The sequence below is a fragment of the Arthrobacter sp. alpha11c genome (assembly GCF_054149985.1).
Genome location: NZ_CP196747.1, coordinates 1,086,919 through 1,106,003, shown reverse-complemented (window position 1 = coordinate 1,106,003; position 19,085 = coordinate 1,086,919). Strand labels below are relative to the sequence as shown.

20 protein-coding genes are annotated in these 19,085 nt (G+C 60.3%); 11 read left to right on the top strand and 9 right to left on the bottom strand.

The features are described 5' to 3' along the window. Positions 1–93: 93 nt before the first annotated feature. The gene (locus ACTAQJ_RS05095; protein ID WP_498701186.1) at positions 94–981 is read left to right on the top strand and encodes a LysR family transcriptional regulator; all 888 of its coding nucleotides are present in this window, start codon (positions 94–96) and stop codon (positions 979–981) included. 7 nt (positions 982–988) lie between these two features. Here the strand turns inward: ACTAQJ_RS05095 and ACTAQJ_RS05090 are convergent, their stop codons facing one another. Beyond that, a complete protein-coding gene (locus ACTAQJ_RS05090) occupies positions 989–1,591 on the bottom strand; it encodes a TetR/AcrR family transcriptional regulator (protein WP_498701184.1) in 603 nt (200 codons plus the stop codon). A gap of 115 nt (positions 1,592–1,706) precedes the next feature. Here ACTAQJ_RS05090 and ACTAQJ_RS05085 point away from each other — a divergent pair, with 115 nt between their 5' ends. The 3 genes from ACTAQJ_RS05085 (at position 1,707) to ACTAQJ_RS05075 (ending at position 4,397) form a co-directional block, all read left to right on the top strand. After that, positions 1,707–2,627, top strand: a complete 921-nt coding sequence (locus tag ACTAQJ_RS05085; protein ID WP_498701182.1) for a carbon-nitrogen hydrolase family protein — start codon at positions 1,707–1,709, stop codon at positions 2,625–2,627. Further along, positions 2,617–4,044, top strand: coding sequence for an APC family permease (locus ACTAQJ_RS05080; RefSeq protein ID WP_498701181.1), 1,428 nt, complete (start codon positions 2,617–2,619; stop codon positions 4,042–4,044). Before ACTAQJ_RS05085 ends, ACTAQJ_RS05080 begins: the two co-directional genes overlap by 11 nt. A 116-nt stretch (positions 4,045–4,160) precedes the next feature. Further along, positions 4,161–4,397, top strand: coding sequence for a hypothetical protein (locus ACTAQJ_RS05075; RefSeq protein ID WP_498701179.1), 237 nt, complete (start codon positions 4,161–4,163; stop codon positions 4,395–4,397). A 115-nt stretch (positions 4,398–4,512) separates the two neighbouring features. Here the strand turns inward: ACTAQJ_RS05075 and ACTAQJ_RS05070 are convergent, their stop codons facing one another. From ACTAQJ_RS05070 to ACTAQJ_RS05040, 7 genes are read right to left on the bottom strand one after another with little or no spacing between them, the layout of a single operon-like run. After that, positions 4,513–5,580, bottom strand: a complete 1,068-nt coding sequence (locus ACTAQJ_RS05070) for an LLM class flavin-dependent oxidoreductase (protein WP_498701177.1) — start codon at positions 5,578–5,580, stop codon at positions 4,513–4,515. Further along, positions 5,580–5,837 (bottom strand): tautomerase family protein, encoded by a 258-nt coding sequence (locus tag ACTAQJ_RS05065; RefSeq protein WP_431114984.1) that lies wholly within the window; start codon positions 5,835–5,837, stop codon positions 5,580–5,582. Before ACTAQJ_RS05065 ends, ACTAQJ_RS05070 begins: the two co-directional genes overlap by 1 nt. A gap of 5 nt (positions 5,838–5,842) precedes the next feature. Next, positions 5,843–7,330, bottom strand: coding sequence for an aldehyde dehydrogenase (locus ACTAQJ_RS05060; RefSeq protein ID WP_431114985.1), 1,488 nt, complete (start codon positions 7,328–7,330; stop codon positions 5,843–5,845). Beyond that, positions 7,320–8,060: an alpha/beta fold hydrolase gene (locus ACTAQJ_RS05055; RefSeq protein WP_431114986.1), complete on the bottom strand. Its 741-nt coding sequence runs from the start codon at positions 8,058–8,060 to the stop codon at positions 7,320–7,322. The genes ACTAQJ_RS05060 and ACTAQJ_RS05055 overlap by 11 nt, the downstream gene beginning before the upstream one ends. Before the next feature lie 12 nt (positions 8,061–8,072). Then, a complete protein-coding gene (locus tag ACTAQJ_RS05050; protein ID WP_498701171.1) occupies positions 8,073–8,627 on the bottom strand; it encodes an amino acid synthesis family protein in 555 nt (184 codons plus the stop codon). Beyond that, a complete protein-coding gene (locus ACTAQJ_RS05045; protein ID WP_498701170.1) occupies positions 8,624–9,232 on the bottom strand; it encodes an amino acid synthesis family protein in 609 nt (202 codons plus the stop codon). Before ACTAQJ_RS05045 ends, ACTAQJ_RS05050 begins: the two co-directional genes overlap by 4 nt. A gap of 55 nt (positions 9,233–9,287) precedes the next feature. Then, entirely contained in the window at positions 9,288–9,968 is a 681-nt protein-coding gene (locus ACTAQJ_RS05040; RefSeq protein WP_498701168.1) for a GntR family transcriptional regulator, read from the bottom strand. 140 nt (positions 9,969–10,108) lie between these two features. Between ACTAQJ_RS05040 and ACTAQJ_RS05035 the strand changes: the two genes are divergently transcribed. The 7 genes from ACTAQJ_RS05035 to ACTAQJ_RS05005 all read left to right on the top strand — a co-directional run bounded on the left by ACTAQJ_RS05035 (position 10,109) and on the right by ACTAQJ_RS05005 (position 17,686). Further along, entirely contained in the window at positions 10,109–11,047 is a 939-nt protein-coding gene (locus tag ACTAQJ_RS05035; protein ID WP_498701166.1) for a flavin reductase, read from the top strand. 100 nt (positions 11,048–11,147) lie between these two features. Beyond that, entirely contained in the window at positions 11,148–12,578 is a 1,431-nt protein-coding gene (locus ACTAQJ_RS05030) for a purine-cytosine permease family protein (protein ID WP_477521283.1), read from the top strand. 104 nt (positions 12,579–12,682) lie between these two features. After that, the gene (locus ACTAQJ_RS05025) at positions 12,683–13,165 is read left to right on the top strand and encodes an NUDIX domain-containing protein (protein WP_431114992.1); all 483 of its coding nucleotides are present in this window, start codon (positions 12,683–12,685) and stop codon (positions 13,163–13,165) included. A 57-nt stretch (positions 13,166–13,222) separates the two neighbouring features. Further along, positions 13,223–14,716: an NAD-dependent succinate-semialdehyde dehydrogenase gene (locus ACTAQJ_RS05020; RefSeq protein ID WP_498701163.1), complete on the top strand. Its 1,494-nt coding sequence runs from the start codon at positions 13,223–13,225 to the stop codon at positions 14,714–14,716. Positions 14,717–14,731: 15 nt separating this feature from the next. Continuing rightward, entirely contained in the window at positions 14,732–15,298 is a 567-nt protein-coding gene (locus ACTAQJ_RS05015) for a cysteine hydrolase family protein (RefSeq protein ID WP_498701161.1), read from the top strand. 139 nt (positions 15,299–15,437) lie between these two features. Next, complete coding sequence (locus ACTAQJ_RS05010; protein WP_498701159.1) at positions 15,438–16,163, top strand: alpha/beta fold hydrolase; 726 nt, start codon at positions 15,438–15,440, stop codon at positions 16,161–16,163. 38 nt (positions 16,164–16,201) lie between these two features. Further along, positions 16,202–17,686 (top strand): carboxylesterase/lipase family protein, encoded by a 1,485-nt coding sequence (locus ACTAQJ_RS05005; RefSeq protein ID WP_498701158.1) that lies wholly within the window; start codon positions 16,202–16,204, stop codon positions 17,684–17,686. A 96-nt stretch (positions 17,687–17,782) separates the two neighbouring features. Here ACTAQJ_RS05005 and ACTAQJ_RS05000 read toward each other — a convergent pair whose 3' ends face one another. Then, positions 17,783–18,754, bottom strand: a complete 972-nt coding sequence (locus ACTAQJ_RS05000) for an AraC family transcriptional regulator (RefSeq protein ID WP_498701156.1) — start codon at positions 18,752–18,754, stop codon at positions 17,783–17,785. Positions 18,755–19,085 lie beyond the last annotated feature (331 nt).

Genomic DNA, 19,085 nt, shown 5'->3' with positions numbered 1-19,085 from the left:
TTGAAGAAGGGGGGAAGTGTGACGAGTCTAACTAAGTGAGACTATGCCTGGGAAATGCCTATGATGGGTAGAACCCATACCTTGGAGGCATAAGTGGACTTAAGACACCTGACGTATTTCCTGAGCATCGTTGATGAAGGATCCATCAATGCTGCGTCACGCTCTTTGATGGTGGCCCAACCATCTTTATCCCGGCAGCTTCGTTCGCTGGAGAAGGACCTCGGGCTCATCCTCTTCGATAGATCAGCAGCAAAGTTGTCGCTGACCGCTGCGGGCACTGCGTTTCTGCCCATCGCCAAGGACCTGGTCACTCGCGCCGCCCAGGCAAAATCATCCGCACGTGCAATGGCCGGGGGATCAGTGCAACGGCTGACGATAGCGGCAGCCTCTGCCACCATCGCCGACATCATCGCCCCTTTCATTGTTTCGCAGGGGCCAGATGGGGTCCTGACCAATGTTGTCGAGGCAACCCCTGAGTTTGTCTACGATGCCTTGCAGGAAGGTAAGGCTGACTTTGCGCTGGGAACAAAGCCGCCCCCAGCCGAGCTTGAATCGGTTGTGGTTGGGAGGGCGTTCCTTTGGGCGCAGTGCAACGCCGAACACCCTCTTGCCGGGCAGGAGAAAATCAGCCTCCAGGAACTCGTGCAATGGCCTCTCATAACCATGACAACTGATTTCGGCGTCCGCACAATGTTCGATGATGCTGTTAGCACCGAAAGTCTCACGTATACCGCCGAATTTGAAGTACGCTCGGCCCGGATCGGCCAAGCGTTGGCGGCCGCCGGAAAAGGCATCTGCGTACTCTCGGATGATCCGACTTTTGGGGTGCACGCCATGCCCATCACTCATCGCGGAAAGGACCTGGTGTTCACGCTCTTCGGCGTGTGGAATCCGCTGCATTTCGCTGCACCTGCGATAGGGGAGTGCCTGCGCAACCTTTCACGTTTCACATCGGAGCTGTATCCGACTGCGCGAATCTAGAACGAAATCAATCCCTTGTCTTGGTTTTCACCATGTTCGACGCGTAGCTGATCAGGAATTTGTACTCGTCTTCCGGTGTCAGGTCGCCGAGAAGGACGTCCATTACGAGGCCGTCCTCGAGGGCTACGAAACTCCGGGCCAGGAACCCGGCGGGCGCTGACAGGGTGAAAGCATCCTCCTGCGCGCCTCGTTCCAGGATCCCCTTGTAGAGATTCGTTTGCCGTTGCACGAACGCCATCTGCTGCCGGGCGGCCGCCTCGTTGCGAAGATAAACAGGGATGAGTTCCACGAGGATCCGGGAAGCAGTTTCGCTTTCCCCAGGCCACGGTACGCCGGAATGAATGCAGGCTCTGAGCTGCGCTTCGGGGCCAATCTCAGCCTGGATGCGAGCCTCCCTGCGGTCACAGTACTCCGTAACGCCTTGATGGAAGACTTCGCTGAAGAGTTCGTCAACGTCGCGGTAGTAGTACAGCACCGCAGCTGGGGTGACACCGGCTTCGTTTGCAATGTCGGAAAGGCGGGCCGCTGATGACCCTCTGTCCAGGAGGACTCGTCCTGCTGCTGCTACGAGTTGATCCCTGCGTTCTGTTTGGTTCCGTGGTCTTGCCATGATCTCAATGCTTTCACACCGCGCTCAAGGTGAGCCTTGACACGCTCAAGTTCCTTAATTAATCTTTAATTAATCTTTATTTAAGAAACTCGCTTACGCAAGGAAACTCCCTGTCATGACCCGACTTCTCCCTCTGGCTCTTGTGCAATCACCTGCCGAGACGTTGACTGATTTTGCTGCTGGTCTCGAGCGGAAGGTCAAAGCACATGCGGTCGCCGACCTTTTCGTTTACCCGGAGCTGCACTTGAACACGGCAGATGCTCCGGGCCCTGCGGACCGGCAGGCCTATATGGAAGCCTCCGCCGAACCTCTCGATGGCCCGCGCGGGCGTACTCTTTCTGAGCTTGCCGGAGACCTTGGAATCTGGCTCTTGCCGGGCAGCGTGCTCGAACGTGGCACGGACGGGCAAATCTACAACACCGCCGTCGTCTACTCCCCGCAAGGAAAAACTGTAGCCGCGTACCGGAAGATCTTTCCCTGGAAACCCTACGAGACCGTTTGTTCCGGTAAGGACTTCGTCGTCTTCGATATGACCGGCTACGGCCGCGTCGGTTTGTCCATTTGCTATGACGCCTGGTTCCCCGAACACAGCAGGCATCTGGCGTGGATGGGCGCAGAGCTCGTCCTCAACATTGTCCAAACCCCGACCAACGATCGCGGGCAGGAAGTTGTTATCGGCCAAGCCAACGCAATCGTCAACCAGAACTTCGTTGCCAGTGTGAACGCAGCGGGCCCGCACGGGGTCGGGCGCAGTTTGCTGGTTGACCCCGAAGGCCGCGTGCGGATCTCTGCGACCGGGCCCGAAGACGCGACCTTGGTGGATGTGATCGACTTGGACCAAGTAGGAAATGTACGTCAGTATGGCACTGCGGGCGTCACCCGCCCCTGGGACCAGTTCGCTGAAAACGATGACAGCATTCCGTTGCCGCTCTACGCGGGTCAGCTGGATCCCCGCCTCTGGCGGCAAACCACCTCCCCGTCGAACCTGACCAACCTCAGCACTGCCCCAGCCCAAGGAACTTCCCATGTCCGCTGAGAACATCAAACTCACCCCCAAACTATCCCTGCTATCGGTAGTCGTGTTCGGCTTGGCCTATATGGCGCCGGGCATCGTCATGACGATCTTCGGTGTGATCTCCTCCACCAGCGACGGAACAGCCCCGACAGCATTCGCCCTCGCCACTGCTGCCATGCTGCTGACGGCCCTTAGCTACGCAAAAATGGCGAAAATTTTTCCGAACTCAGGTTCGGCCTACGTGTATGCGCGCCGGCTTCTCGATTCCCGCGTCGGCTTCCTCGTCGGGTGGGCAATCCTCCTGGACTACCTCTTCCTTCCCACCGTGGCCTGGCTCTTCCAATCGTTCTACCTCGCAGCACAGTTTCCCGCCGTCCCCGTTTGGGCCTGGCTCGCTCTAAACGCAGGACTGACAACGATCATCAACGTCACGGGCATCGTGCTCACCGACCGTGTCAACAAGGCGCTGACCCTCCTGGTGGTTACCCTCATCGGGATCTTCATTGCTTACTGCCTGGCCTACCTCGGGGGAAACGCACCCTCCTCGTTCACCGACCCCTTCTGGAATAGTGCGACGACGGTAGGCGGCGTCGCTGCGGCTGCGGCTATCGCTGCTTACGCCTTCCTGGGATTCGACGCCGTCAGCACACTCAGCGAAGAAACCAAAGACGCCGAGCGCAATATACCGCGGGCTATCCTCCTGACAGTCCTGGTCGGAGGAGTACTTTTTGCCGTCGTCTCCTACATCATGCAGCTCGTTCACCCCGGCGGGGACTTTGAAGAAGCAGCCACCGCCGCATACGCGATGCAGGTTCTCGTCGGCGGACAGTTCTACGCCAACATCACCAACATGCTCTTCATCGTCGGCGGGTTCGCGTCGGGGCTCGCCATCCAGGCCAGCACCAGCCGGCTCCTCTACGTCATGGGCCGCGACGATGTCCTGCCCCGCCGGCTCTTCGGGCGCCTCCACCCCCGAACCAGGACGCCTATCTTCAATCTGGTCCTCGTCGGTGCCGTGGCCATGCTGGCACTGAACATCTCGTTGGAGGTCGCAACCTCCTTTATCAACTTCGGCGCCTTCCTGGCATTCACCACCGTCAACCTCTGCGTCGTCGCCTACTTCATCCGAAGCCGTCGGCAAGGAAAAGACCTTTCGATCATTGGCTTCATCGTCCTCCCGATCCTGGGCGCCGCCGTCGACTTTTACCTTCTAACCCAGCTCAGCCCCATCGCGATCACCATCGGCCTCTGCTGGGTCGGGCTGGGTGTGCTCTACCTCGTCTTCCTCACCAAGGGATTCCGCAAAGAACCACCAGAGATGCGTCTCCACGATCGCGAGGGTCAGCCGGACGAACCACTTAAGGTCCAGCATCCAAAGGCGGCCGACACACAGTCAGCCAAACAAAATGCCACCCAGGCAAGGCCCTCCGAAATCTAAACTCCCCGACAAATACTAAGGACGGGCCTGGGCGCGAATGCCCAGGCCCGTCCTTGCGTGGCGTGCCCAACGACTACCAATCAAAGTCGACACAAAGAGAACAAAGCAGGAGTCCAATGATCATTACGATTGAGGCCGGCCGCTACTTCCACATCACGGGCCAATCGACAACGGAAATCTCAGACAGTATCAACATGGCTGTAGAGATGGCCCGCGACCACTCGATGGCAGAAGGATGGCAGGGCATTATTGTCACCCGCCACGGGCCTGACATGTACACAGTGAACCTGAGCTCTGATGTTCCCTACGGAGTAACGGTGGAACGGGATCTCACCAGCGGCAACCAGCCCTAAAGACTGGGGACACCAGGCGCCCATCTGGAAACGCGCCGACGACGGCAGGCCAGTCCCGCCGTCGTCGGCTGCAAGGTCCTCTGGAACTTTCTCGAGGTGCGGACGGAAGGCGCCGCTACCTGGCCGCAGTTGCCGGAGCCTCCTGGAAGGCCGGTACAACATGCTCGATGAAGAGTTCGAGTGAGCGCTTCTTTTCCTCGTGGGAAAGGCTGTTGTCGGACCAGATGCTGAACTCCGTTACGCCCAGTGCCTCATAGTGGCGGAGCCGTTCGATGACTTCTTCAGGGGTCCCGATCATTGCCGTTTGGTGGAGGGACTCCGGAGCGAATTCCGGACGGTCGGCGAACTTCTCCTCTGGGCTGGGCTCGAGGAAGCCGTTCGTCGGAGTGTTCTTGTTTCCGAACCAGGCGTCGAATGTCCTGTAGAACTTGTTGATGGCCTCGGCCGGGCGGCGCCAACCCTCAGGTTCTTCCGGAGAGTGGACATGCGTGTGGCGGAGCACCATGAGATCCGGCCGGGGGACACCCGGGTTGTTTTCGACGGCGGTACCAAACTTGCGCGCGAGGTCTTCGACTTCCTCGTCGCCCTTCATCAGAGGGGTCACCATGACGTTGCAGCCGTTCGCCACCGCGAATTCGTGTGAGGAGATGTCGCGCGCGGCGATCCACATGGGTGGAGTCGGCTTCTGTATGGGCTTGGGGACGCTGGTGGATGTGGGGAACTGCCAGATCTCGCCGTCGTGTGCATAGTCACCTTCCCAGAGCGCGCGCACGGCGGGAACGATTTCGCGAAGGTGCTTACCGCCGTCCACCGCGGACATGCCGCCCATGAGGCGGTCGAACTCGAACTGGTAAGCGCCGCGGGCGAGTCCTACTTCCATTCTGCCGTTGCTGATGACATCCAGAAGTGCCGTCTCTCCCGCCACGCGGAGTGGATTCCAGAAGGGCGCAATGATGGTCCCGGCGCCCAGCCGGATGCGTGACGTGCGCGCTGCCAGGTAGGCGAGCTGGGGCATGGGGCTGGGGGAGATGGTGTACTCCATGGAGTGGTGTTCACCGATCCAGACGGTGCTGAAACCTCCAGCTTCCGCGAGAAGGGCCAGCTCCGTCAGGTTCTCGAAGCATTCGCGGTGAGAGACGGATTCGTCCCAGCGCTCCATGTGGACGAAGAGGGAAAACCGCATTAGTGACTCCTTCGTTCTGCGGCGGCGTGTGCCGGCGAATCGGTGTTTGGGGCAGCTTCCTGGGCTGCTGCATTGCGTTCGGCAATGGTCTGGTTGCCGCGGGACCAGTGTTCATGCTGGATTTCGCGGATGATGACCGTGGTATTTTCGGGCAGCGCGCCCACAGAGATCTCGGCGGCGCGGTGAAGCTCGTCAATCAGTGATCGGAGCTGCTCGGGGGTCCGGCCCCGGGCGATTGAGACTTCGATTAGAGGCAAGGTTGTCAGCTCCTCATGATGAAGGGGTCTGCGATGGGGGATTCGTCGGTGTTGATCCAGATGCTCTTGACCCTGGTATATTCACGGATGCTTTCAATGCCGTGTTCCACGCCCACGCCGCTGGTCTTGAAGCCTTCGCGTGGCGATTGGGGAGACATGGTGCGGTAGGTGTTGACCCAAATTGTTCCTGCCTCCAGACGGCTGGCCATCCGGTGTGCCCTGGCCAGGTTGGTGGTCCAGACACCGGCGGCGAGTCCGTACGTGGTGTCGTTGGCCAGGCGAAGCACTTCGTCTTCGGTTTCAAAGGGCATGATCGCTGCGACGGGGCCAAAAATTTCCTCCCGGACCACACGCATGGAGTTGTTCACGTCGGTAAGGACGGTGGGCTCGAAGAAGTAGCCCCCGAGGCCGGTGTTGGGTCGGCCTCCGCCGGTCAGGACGGTCGCCCCTTCCGACACGCCGAGATCTACATAGCTGGCCACCTTGTCGCGTTGGTCCTGGAACGCCAGCGGTCCCAGTTCGGTGGCGTCAAGGAGGGGATCGCCAATGACGATGCTGCGGGCGCGGTTGGCAACGCGCTCGAGCAATTCGTCGTAGATGGATTTGTGGGCGAACACGCGACTTCCTGCAATGCAGGTCTGGCCGGCGGCAGCGAATATGCCAGCCACTACGCCCATGGAGGCGTTGGCAATGTCGGCATCGCCGAAAACAATGTTCGGGGATTTGCCGCCCAGCTCCAGCGTTGAACCGATGAATCGGGATGCGGTTGAGGAAGCAATGCGGGCGCCCGTGGCGGTGCTGCCTGTGAAGGAGATCTTTGCCAGGCGGCGATCCTCCACCAGCGCAGCTCCCGCCTCTGCGCCGAATCCTGTGACGACGTTGATGACGCCGGGCGGGAAACCGGCCTCATCGGCCAGCGCCGCGAGGCGCAGGACGGTGGCTGAGGTGTACTCAGAGGGCTTGATGACAATGGTGTTGCCGGTCGCCAGGGCGGGGGCGAGCTTGCTCGTGGTCAGGGTCAGCGGCGAGTTCCACGGTGTAATGGCGCCCACGACGCCGAGGGGTTCGCGCAGCGTGTAGTTCAGCATGGCGCGGCTTGAGCCAGGTATGGTGTCGCCTTGGATCTTGTCGGCGAGGCCTGCGTAATAGTAGTAGTACTCGGGCATAGCGGCGAGCTGGGCGCGCATTTCGCGCAGGAGCTTACCGTTGTCGAGGGATTCCATGCGGGCGAGTTCGTCACCGTGCTCGCCGATCAAGTCACCGAGCCGGCGGAGGAGGTGTCCGCGTTTGGTCTGGCTCAGGTCCCGCCAGGCCGGGTTCTCGAAAGCCGCGGATGCTGCTGAAACGGCCTTGGAGACATCGGCTTCGTTGCCGCGTGCTGCGCGGTAGAGGACGTCGAGGGTTGCTGGGTTGCTGCTGTCGAAGTAGTCCCCATTGGATGGCGCAACCCACTCGCCGTTAATGAAGTGTTCGTAGCGGCGTTCAGTGGACATTCGAATGCTCCTTGATGAAGGCTGTCAGTTCGTTGGCGAGCTCTTGGGGACGCTCAACGGGCATCATGTGGCGGGCCCCGCTGATGATGGAGTAGGTGCTGCCGGGGATGGCCGCGGCGAGCCGTGCACTCATCTCGGGCGTTGATCCCGGGTCCAGCTCGCCCGTCACGGCATGGGACGGAACGGTGATCCGGGGAAGCTCGGGGGCAATTTCTGCATCCGCAGTTGCGAATACCCGGTAGCAGGCCAGGAAGGATTGGGGATCGTTGCGAAGCAGGACCTTCCTGGTTGCCTCCACCAATTCGGGCGTCACGGAGGACCCTTCCGGATACCAGCGAAGGATGGATGCCTCCACGGTGGCGGGAAAGTCGGCAGCGGCGGAGGCCAACCGCGTCATCACTGCGGCGTGCTCCTGCGGTGTCCGGTTGCATACTGATCCGACCGAAACCAGGGAGGCCACGAGATCGGGCCGGTAACGGGCCAGGTGCTGCGCGACGAGGGCACCCAGCGAGAAACCCACGAGGTGAGTGCCGGGTTCGAGGTATCCCGCGACGTCCGCGGCGAGTTCGGCGAGCGTTACTCCTTCCGGTGCGGCCTGGCCCCGGCTTCCGTGGCCGGGGAGTTCAATGATTTGAATGTCGAACTCAGGTTCGAGGAATTCACGGAGCGGCCCCCACATTGACCCGTCGAGGCCGACTCCGTGAATGAGTGCGATGCGGGCGCGGCTCACTGGGCAGCCTCCTTAGTTGGCTTCAGTGCTGAAGGCGGCGAGGCGCTGCTGGGGCCGGCCCTGGGCTGCTGCCGCGAGGGCAATCACGATCTCATCGGCGTGCGGGGCGTCGTTAATCCGGACTTCGATGCTTTGGTGGTGGGACCGGATGGTCGCGTCCGTGATGTGCTTGAGGGGAATATCGAAGACAACACCAGCAGGGCCACGCTTTTCCACGGCCGGCAAGAGGGTGGTGGCGTTGGCAGCGTCACGGAAGTGGTTTCCGAACGCGAGGGTGTGGATGAGGCCGGAACCGTGCTCGATTTCCCCGTTCAGTCCCACGATCGCAGCTTTGCCATATGCTTCGGCGGGGGAGCCGAGTGCTTCGAGCACGCGGGGAGCGAGCAGGGCTCCGATATCTGATGCACTGCCATCAATACCCGCGGAAAGGTCCTCGACAAAGCCTTGGCCGGCCCACGGGTTCTTGATGATGGCTGCGACAACCGCGACCCTTGCGGTCGGGCTGACTTCCCGGCCTCCTTCAATGAGGACGTCTTCGGTCAGGGTGACAATTTTGCGAATGCTCATGAAACAAGTTCTCCTAGGGTGTCTGCTTTGACGATGGGATCAGTGCGGCGGTCCCCAATGCGGGAATGCGGCCGGGGTCCGGTTGAGGCGCCGAGGACGACGACGATCTCGCCTGGGCGCGGGGCGTCACCGATGCGTGTGGTGATGCTCTGGTAATGGGTGCGGGTTGCGGCGGCGTTCTTATGCCAGAGGGGTACGACGAGCGAGGTCCCTGCCTCTGCACGGTCGTCTGCGAAGCAAATGATGGATTCGCCCTCGAAGCTTTCGCGGACCAGGTTGCCAAAGAACGGCGTGTGGATAAGGGCGGCGCCGTGCTCAATTTCGCCGTCGATGCCGACCAGCGCGGCCTTACCGAACGCCTCGATGGCGTCCACGCCGCCGAGGTTGGCAGCGAGGACGTCGGTCAGTTTTCGTGCAAGCACCGGAGCAAGCTGTACTACTTCCTTGCTGAGGTCATCGCTCGCGTCTCCGCCCAGCCATGGGTTTGTGACCACGGCAGCAGCTGTTGCGCGAACCGCTGGAATGGCAGGAGAGGCATCGTTTTCGAGCAGGATTTCCTCGCTGTAGTAGACAATCTTGCGGATGCCGAGTCTTTGGTCGTTCATTATCGGCTCTTTCCAGTCATGGTGAAGCGCATGGCTTCCTTTCGTTGTGGTTGCTTCAGCTCCGGCGGCCCGGAACCGGTTCGGTGAGGGCCTCCCTGGATGAGGCGTGAACATGGTTCCTCATGGCGGATTCGGCCCCGAAGGGGTCCTTGTGCTCGATCATGTCCAACACAGCCCGATGTTCACGCGTGGAGGCTTCGAGCCTCCCCGGGTGTTCAACCGTTCGCAGAACAAGGCGTTGGTACGCGAGCTGGTTCATGAGCCGTTCGTAGTGCTCAATAAGCTTTCGGTTGTCCGAGCCGCGCACGATCGTCCAGTGAAACTCATGGACCAGCCGGGCATAGGTGTCGGTGTCGTGGGTGAGGGAAGTCATTTCGGACTCTTCCAGGTTGCGCCGCAGTATTGCGAGCTCCTTGACCTCCCCGCGTCCGGCGAGCAGGGATGCCGCGAGTCCCTCCAGGGACTCCTTGAGCTGGAAGAGCTCGATGATCTCCCTGCGCGTGGGCTCACGCACGAAAGTGCCCACCTTAGGCCGGATCTCAACCAGACCTTCATGCTGCAGCTGCTTTAGTGCTTCGCGGATAGGGGTCCGGCTCACGTCGAACTCCTGGGCCAGGAATGCTTCGGGAAGAACTGCGCCCGGAGGAAAATCCCCTCCCAGTACCAGTCTGCGGATCCGATCAAGGAGGGCGTCGCGGTCGGCCAGCGCATTCACTACTTCCAGGTTCTCTTGCATACATGAAAGACTATGTTGCATGCATCAGCGGAGTCAACAGCGCAGCGCAAACTTTTGCTAAAGCCCGCTATTACAGGGAATTTGCCAATTTTGCGTAGCCCTATTGACGTCGGCATGTGACCTGTCTTACGGTCATTGGTATGCAACAGACGCTCGAACCGCTTATCACGTCAGCTTGGCTCGCCGCTTGGGACAAGGGAGACCTTGATGCTTTGGACAGCCTCGTATCTCCCGGTTATACCCGCACCAGTAAGGCGACAGGCGCAACTGTCGACCTCGCCGGCCTGAAGTCGGAGATCGCCGCCGTCCGGGAAGCCTTCCCGGACCTGCGCACTACTGTCGATGACGTCGTCGAAGGGGCCGGAACAGTCGCCGTTTTCTGGACTTCCACCGGCACCCACACCCATGAATACCTGGGCGTACCCGCCACTGGTCTCACCGTCCAGACCCGTGGCTCAAACATCCTGATCCTTCAGGACGGCAAAATACTCAAGGAAACCGTGACATGGGACGGCAGTGAACTGCTCGCCGGCCTTGGCATTCGGCCACTGCGCGGTATTGCTGCTCCGATTGTTCCGGATGGCGACGAGTTTGCTGAACTGGACCCATCCCTGATGAAGGCTTTCAACCGCCAGTTCATTACCGGAGTTACGGTCGTGACCACGAAGGAAGGTGATACGCCAAAGGGGCTGGCAGCCAACTCCTACTGCTCGGTCTCCCTGGAACCACCGCTGGTGCTTGTCTGTGTACAAAAGACGTCCAGCACCTACCCCGCGCTTTTCTCTTCAAGCCACTTGGGCATCAACATTCTGGGCACGGAGCAGTTGGGCACTGTGAAGACTTTCGCCTCGAAGGCTCCGGACAAGTTCGCCGAGCTCGACTGGCACGAAGGGCCCAAGGGAAGTCCCCTGTTGGACGGTTCGGCCGCTTCCCTTGAAGCTGAAATCCAGGAACGTTTCCAAGCCAAGACCCACACGGTCTTCATCTGCAGGGTCCGCCACGCGGAAATCAGCGAAACTGCGCCAATGGTCTACAAGGCCGGGCACTTTTTCGACGGCGCTCAACTCGCCGAACTTTAGACGGCCGGCGCGGCCAACAATCCCCGACAGGAAACCAACCGCGCCGACCGAACTGCTCGTAAGCAGCGCACCGAGGTGCGCATCCAACATTAGGACAAAAATGAGCCCGGATACCATTCGCGCTGCAGAAAGCAGCATTGCCGAAGATCGCGGTTACCGCGACAGCCTCACCAAAATCGAGCCTTACGGCATCGAGCACATTCCCGACGTCGAGCGCCATGGCAAGCCCCGTTCCCAGTTCTTCCTTTGGTTCGCCGCCGGAATGAACTTCCCCATCGTCGTCCTGGGGTTCAGTGCCACATATTTCGGCCTGCCGTTCTGGGCTGCGGCCCTGGCGATCATCCTTGCCGGCGTGACCTCCTCTGCAGGAATGGGTTACTTGTCCGCGATGGGTGTTCGGCTGGGCGTCCCACAGCAGATGCAGGGGCGCGGACCTCTTGGTTTCATCGGCAACCTCTTCCCGGTGGCCTACGTGAACGTCTTCGCTGGAATCGGCTGGGCCGCCGTTACGGTCATCCTTGGCGGCAAGGCGATCGCCCTGCTCACCGATATCCCCTTTTGGCTCTCGTCACTGATCCTCATGGGTATCCAGCTTGGAGTGGCCGTTATTGGCTACAACCTGATCCACTTCCTGCAGCGGATCCTGTCCTTTGTCCTGGTGATCGGCTTCGTCTTCATCACCATCGTGGCGGCCGCCAACGGACGCGTCGAGACCGACTTCAACCCCACAGCCCTGGGCTTTAACGGCGTCGGAGGGTGGATCGTCTTCTTCGGCTGGTTCTTCTCCTTCATCGTCGCGTGGATGCCCTTTGCCTCGGACTACTCCCGTTACCTTCCCAATACAGCGGGGAACAGGCGCGGCGCCGGCTGGGCCACCATGTTGGGCAACTTCGTGACCCTTGTCTGGATGGGGATCCTCGGAACCCTCCTGGGAACCACCACCACGGCGTCCGATAGCATCGGTGCGCTGAAGGAACTCATGGGCCCCTGGGCCGCCGTCGGCCTCGGCGTCGTCGCTTTGTCCTCGTTCACCCAGAACTTCCTCAATGTCTACGGCGGCGCCATTTCCATCCAGACCATGGGCGTTCCGGTCAAGCGACACACAGCCGTAGTCTTCATCTGTGCCGCATCCTATCTCGTGGCGCAGTGGGGCCAGACCGGATTCAACGAAGGCTTTACCGCATTCCTTAACCTCACTGCCTACTGCATCGCCCCGTACGTGGCGGTCCTGGTCTGCGATTACCTGTTCGGAGGCCGACGCACCGATCGTGGGCTGCGTGAACTCTTCGATAAGAGCAGGAAGTTCGAATGGGGGTTCGTGGCCTGGGCGGCAGGCGTCCTGCTTTCCTCGCCGTTCTGGATGTCCTCGATCTATACCGGACCCATAGCCGCCGCTTTCCCGCAAATGGGTGACCTCTCTTACTACATTGGTGGGGCCATCGCTGCCGGTACCTACTTCGCCACCCATCGGCGCAGGCGTCTTTCAGGACTGGAAATGCTCGACCGCAGCCCCGGCGCGCAAACCCTCTAACCATCAACAAGGTAAAGGTCGGGGAGGACTCCATCCAGGATCCTCCCCGGCCTTTCCACAACAACCTTCAAGCCCAGGGCAACCGACCGTATCAGGAGCACCCGATGAGTACCGCAACACTGCAAGGGACGAGCGCGGAAGTAGACTTCACCGCAGTTCGCCCGCCCCGGGCGGTGGTGGCTGTGGTGGTTCAATGGCGCGGACGAATTGCCCTCTTCAAGCGCAGCCAGTCCGTCGGTCATGAACGCGGGCTCTGGCACTGCATCACCGGATACCTCGAACCAACCGTTTCCCCGCTCCAGCAGGCACTGGCTGAACTCGAGGAAGAAGCAGGTCTCGTCCTCGGGGATCTCGCCAGCTTCCGGCCCGGTGAGCAACTTCAAATTTCTGACCACGAAGGCAATCCGTGGCTGGTCCATACCTATACAGCCGTCAGCAAGAGGCGGCGGTTAACGATCAATGACGAGCACGACGCGTATCGCTGGGCTGCTCCCGGGAAGATCCGGCGGTTCTCAAATCGGGTTCCGTGGCTGGACACCGTCCTGGGGAGCCTGATGCCGGGTGCCGAAACCAACGCAGGACGATGAACGCAGCGTCGGGGTCCTGCGACACAAAATGAGCTACGCAATAGTAAGGAACCCTCTGTGGCCGAAAACTCTACTTTGACGATTGACCGGGAAACGAGCCTCCTCGCGTCCGTGCCCACCCGCTTGTTGATTGGCGGTGAGTGGCGGGATGCGTCCGACGGCGGGACGTTCGATGTGCACGATCCCGCCACCGGGGAGGTACTCGCCACCCTCGCCTCCGCGACCAGCGCCGACGCGATCGCCGCGCTGGACGCCGCCGACGCCGCCCAGGCGTCCTGGGCACGGACCGCGCCCCGGACCCGGGCCGAGATCCTCCGCCGCGCCTTCGATTTGGTGACCGAACGGGCCGAGGACTTCGCCTTGCTGATGACCTTGGAAATGGGCAAACCCCTGGCCGAAGCACGCGGCGAAGTGACGTACGGGGCGGAGTTCCTGCGGTGGTTTTCCGAAGAAACCGTCCGCGACTACGGCCGGTACCTCACTACCCCCGAGGGCAAGAACAAGATCCTGGTCCAGCACAAACCCGTCGGACCCTGTTTGCTGATTACCCCGTGGAACTTCCCCCTGGCGATGGCCACCCGCAAGGTCGCCCCGGCCGTCGCGGCCGGTTGCACGATGGTCCTCAAACCCGCCAAGCTCACGCCGTTGACGGCCCAGTATTTCGCGAAGACCATGCTCGACGCCGGCCTGCCCGCGGGAGTCCTGAACGTCGTCGCCTCCTCCAGCGCGTCCGGCATCTCCGGGCCGCTGCTGAAGGACTCACGGCTGCGGAAGATCTCCTTCACCGGCTCCACCCCCGTCGGCAAAAGGCTCATGGCCGACGCCGCGCAGAACGTCCTGCGCACCTCCATGGAACTGGGCGGGAACGCCCCCTTCATCGTGTTCGAAGACGCCGACCTCGACAAAGCCGTCGAAGGCGCGATGGCAGCGAAGATGCGGAACATGGGCGAAGCCTGCACCGCCGCCAACCGCTTCCTCGTCCATTCCTCAGTCGCTGCGGAGTTCACCGCCAAGTTCGCCGCCGCCATGGGCGCTTTGGTCACCGGCCGCGGCACCGAACCAGCCACGCAGGTCGGGCCGCTGATCGACGCCGGCGCCCGGGACGACGTCCACGCCTTGGTGAGTGCCGCCGTCGACGCCGGAGCTACCGCTGTCACCGGTGGTGCCCCCGTGGACGGACCCGGCTACTTCTACCAGCCCACCGTCCTGGCCAACGTCCCGAACGACGCGGCGATCCTTGGCCAGGAAATCTTCGGACCCGTCGCCCCCGTCACCACCTTCGACACCGAAGAGGACGCCATCCGCCTGGCCAACGCCTCCGAGTACGGGCTCGCGTCCTACCTCTACAGCAAAGATTTCAACCGGCTCCTGCGCGTTGCGGAGCAGATCGAGTTCGGCATGGTCGGCTTCAACGCCGGCGTCATCTCCAACGCCGCAGCACCCTTCGGCGGGGTCAAGCAATCCGGCCTCGGACGCGAAGGCGGCACCGAAGGCATCAACGAATACACCACCACCCAGTACATCGGCATCGCCGACCCCTACGCGGACTAAGAAGGTAGAGAAACCGTGAATAGCCCCACGCGAGGAGCTTCAACCAGCGAATCGAAAGGCCAGTTGGTCATTATCGACATGCAGCGCGCCTTCCGTGAAGTGGGGGACTGGCACATCCCGCGCTACGACGAAGCGGCCCAGACCATCGCACGGCTAATAAGCGCAGGATTTCAACCAATAACCACCCGGTTCGTCCCCGACCCGACAGAACCGGGTTCGTGGTCGCCCTATTACGACCGCTGGGCAAGCATGCGCCGGGAACCCGAGGATCAGATTTGGGATCTCGCGCTTCCAAGTGTGGACGCCCCAAGCTCCATTGATCTTCCAACGTTCACCAAGTGGGGCGAAGCCATGGCGGATCTAATCCCCGTTGGCGGAGAGCTCATCCTGACGGGTGTGGCAACCGACTGCTGCGTCCTCGCCACCGCTCTTGGTGCCGCTGACGCAGGCCGGTTTGTCACTGTTGTTCAGGACGCGTGCGCGGGACAGAACGACGACGCGCATGATCAGGCGCTCAACCTCATGCAGCTGCTGTCGCCGATGATCAACGTGGTCAAGAGCGAAACCCTGCTCCAGCCGTAGCGTCATGACTTTTAATCTGGGTCGTTTATTGGCCAAGGAATGCGTTATCGGGGTAGCCGGAGCGATATAGAGTTCATACGATTGTCGTCATCCAATCAATATACGGCGGTGAAAAATCGCTGCTATTACAGGAGAAGTTATGACAACATTCGTTCTCGTTCACGGCTCATGGCACGACGGAGCTTCTTGGGATTCCGTCATTGAGCATCTGGAATCCCTTGGACACAGGGCCTACGGTCCCAGTCTCGCCGGCCACGGCATCGGCGTCAATAAGGAAGTGAATCACGACGATTGTGTGCAGTCTGTAGTTCAGTTCATTACGGACAATGATCTGACGGACGTGGTTCTTTTAGGCCACAGTTTCGGCGGCACAGTAATTGCGCGAGTCGCGGAAGAGATTCCAGAGCGGCTGCGCCGGCTCATTTTCTGGAACGCATTCGTTCCGCAGCCGGGGAATTCGCTGCTTGACGAAGTTCCCCCACACTACCGTGAACTTTTCAGCTCGCTGGCTGCTGGTTCTGACGACAATACTGTAGCGCTGCCGTTTTCAATCTGGCGTGATGCATTCATTCAGGACGCGGACTTGAAACTCGCGGAATCTACTTTCGAATTGTTGTCTCCAGAACCCTTCCAGCCCTTCGCTGACCAGTTGGACCTCACCGCTTTCTACCAGTCAGCAATTCCCAAGAGCTACCTCAACGGGACCGAAGACACTGCGTTGCCTCCTGGAGAATGGGGCTGGCATCCCCGGATGTCCAGCCGGCTTGGGCTTCACCGACTAGTCCAAATGCCGGGGAGTCACGAAGTCGTCTTTACCAACCCAGAGTTGCTGGCCGCCAAAATTGTGGATGCCGGGCAGGACTGATTCCACATCGTGGTTCCAACAACATGAAAGCGGTAACCGTGAGTAATTCACCTGTAGTTACAACGTCGTACGGCGATGTGGTGGGCGTTTTCGAAGAAGACCTGAGTGTCTTCCGCGGAATTCCTTACGCCGCACCCCCAATCGGCGGTCTGCGGTGGCAATCTGCACGCCCTCACGAGGGGTGGGCGGGGATAAGGAGCGCTGAAAATTATGGACCGTCGGCGCTCCAGCCATTTGTCCCCGGCGGATCGCCTATTTTGGGGGAGCACGGGTCCCCACCCTTCGATGAAGATTGCCTCAGTCTAAATATTTGGACGCCCTCTGCCGATGACAAGCGGAGGCCGGTCCTGGTCTGGATTCACGGTGGCGGACTGCTCATCGGTTCTGGGAATATTCCCTACTACGCTGGCGATACTTTTGCGAAAAACGGGGACTTGGTGGTTGTTACGATCAACTACCGGCTCGGCGCCTTGGGGTACCTCTCCGGGATGGGTGACCGCGAGAACCTATGGCTCGATGACCAAGCCGTTGCCCTGCGCTGGATTGTAGATAACATCGAAGCATTCGGTGGCGACCCCAACGCCATCACTCTCCTCGGTCAATCAGGTGGTGCCCTCTCAATAGGAGGACTTGTACAGCACCCCACTTCCCGTGGCCTTTTTCATCGGGCGATACTGCAAAGCATCCCCCTGGGCATCGAGTTTCAAACTCCTTCGGCGGCATTCGAGCGCACCCGGAAACTCGCCACCCTCCTCGGCCACGACGACGTCGAAGCGTTAAGGAATGAGCCAGGGGAGCGTCTCGTTGAGGGCTCCCTGGGAGTACTGATTGACAACGCGGCGTTTGGAAATTGGCCGCTGGCATTCCTGCCGGTTATCGACGAGGACAGTATCCCGGTTCATCCACTGCAGGCGCTGGCGGAATCTGACGTTGAGCTGCTGGTCGGCTGGACCGAAAATGAGGCTAGTTTCGCGTTCGCGTTGGACCCCCAGTATGCAGATACAAGCCAGTCCCAGGTGTTGGATTGGTTGGGCAGTGAGGGCGAGGAGGCCCTCGGCATCTATGGGGCCTACACCAGCTCGGGCCGAAGCACCCCAAAGGAGGTGCTTTCCGGTGTTGTCAGCGACAACCTATTCAGGCGCAGCGCGCTGGACTTGGTGGAAAAGCGGGCTGCAGTCGCTCCGGTGTACGCGTATGAGTTCCGATTCGATTCCCCAGCATTTGACGGCAGGCTGGGCGCGACTCATTGCCTGGACCTGCCATTTACGTTCAACAATGTCGATAAATGGTCGGGGGCAGGATTTATTCAGGGCATTGAGGAAGTTGTCTTTGAGAGGATCGGGACGTCAATGCATAAGGCTTTTATTTCCTTTGTTGTTACGGGAGACCCAACGCATGAGGGTTTTGCCTGGCCGAAATATACCTCTGAGCAGGGCGAACTGCTTCTGATCGACCAAAACATCCGGGTGGGCACCGAGGTTGGAAGACCCTGGCAGAGCCTTGATGGGTCACGTCCCTCGTAGGGTCCCTCCTTCATAAGGATCTGAGCGGCGAGTGCTGGAATGACGAGGGCGCTGCCCTTGTCATTCCAGCACTCGCCAATTGTCATAGGCGAGATGTCAGCGCCGCAGCGTAGCGGATGGCGGGAATCCGTAGCGTTCCCGATACTGCGCGGCGAACCTGCCCAAGTTTGAGAACCCCCAACGGTCTGCCACTTCTGCAACTGTCCTGCCCCGGCCCGACAGGAGGTCGTCGTGGGCCCTGCGAAGCCGCACGTCTCTAATGAATCCGATGGGAGTTGTCCCCAGCTGGTTCCGGAACGCCTCCTGAAGCGCCCTGACACCCAACCCTGAACTTTTTGCGAGGTCGGCGACTTGATATTGATACTCCGGCCGGGCCTCAACTATCGCCATGACCCGACGGACAGCGGCTGAGTCAGCTTGCAAGCCAACCTCCTCCCCGGCGTCGATCGCCAGCGGGTGGGTGTCTGCGAGGGCGGCGACGGCGGTCCGGATCAGCTGGTCTTGCAATAAGGGATAGCCGGCGCCGAAAGTGTTCGCATTGGACTCCCGAACCAGCAGTGACGATACTGCATTCCACGTGGCAGCGGCCCGCAAAGACTTGGGCCCTTGCAAACCAAACCGTACCCGGGACGTTGTCTTGTCGCCGCGCAAATCATGCAGGGCCTGTTCCACGTATGCACGGTCAAACCGGAAAGTGAGGAGCTGGGAGTTCATCCCAAATACGAGCCTGAAGTTTCGGTACGAGTCCAAGACAATCGTCTGCCCTGACGTCAGAATACGTTCAGCGCCGCCCGAACTTACGGCCAGTCGGCCTTTGAGCACCATGCTGATCAAGATCCATGAGGCGAGCGGTTCAGCATCGACAGATGCCTCCGATCCGTAACTCAGCCTGTGTATGGAAAGAGGGCCTAAGGTGACCTCTTCCTGGACAGCATGGAAGTCCCGGGGCTGGGAAACAGCCAGGATGTGGGGGCAGTATGCGTTACTGAGTGCCTCGCGAGCCTCAGAGGGGTCGTGCGTGTCCAGGACGAGGGGACTACCTCCCGTACCAAGCCCGTGTGTATGCATCTAGGACTCCAAAGTTTTCGATGTGGGTTGATAATCCCGATACGGGCTTGCCGGAGTAGCGCCTGAGGTATATCGAGTTTATTTGATTATCGTCATGGATTCAATATATTTCTTTGACATCGCGGCCGTTTCAGGACGGCCTGGCGGGCGAAGGTCCCAGCCCGTAACAGGAAACGAAGTTGGGAAAAAGTATTGACGCCTCCACACGCTCGTGTAACGATAAACGCATCCTAAAGCACACTTTCTCGTGATGCATCCGGATCTCCCGTTTATCGTTACATGCCTAGGCCTTCCCTTGGCGTGGACGCGTAGCAAGGAAGGTGCGCAGTTT